The sequence below is a fragment of the Halocynthiibacter sp. genome (assembly GCF_049608145.1).
GTDB lineage: Bacteria > Pseudomonadota > Alphaproteobacteria > Rhodobacterales > Rhodobacteraceae > Halocynthiibacter.
The window spans coordinates 235-505 of record NZ_JBMYXF010000140.1; the positions used below are offsets into that span (position 1 = coordinate 235).

The 271-nt window shown below is 65.7% G+C and carries 1 pseudogene; it reads right to left on the reverse strand.

The window, feature by feature from the left end:
• Nucleotides 1–201: pseudogene (locus tag ACPGUT_RS16250) on the reverse strand (peptidase); the annotation flags it as partial.
• Nucleotides 202–271 lie beyond the last annotated feature (70 nt).

The window sequence follows — 271 nt, forward strand, 5'->3', positions numbered from 1 at the left end:
CAACAGCGTCTCCTCGCCCTGCGGCTCGCCCCAGTCTTGAGAATAGGGCGGCACCACCTCCGGCTCACTGCCATAAAGCGCGCGCCAAACCCCGCGCAACAGGCCCAGACAATCTGTCCCTGCCCCTTTGACCGAGGCTTGATGGCGATAGGGCGTGCCAATCCAGTCGCGCGCCAGCGCCACGACGCGTTCTGCGGGCATCTGAGCGCCGCTCATCTGCGCGATCCGCCATTGCGCGCGGGTGCCTTGCTCGGATGCACCATCATCCATT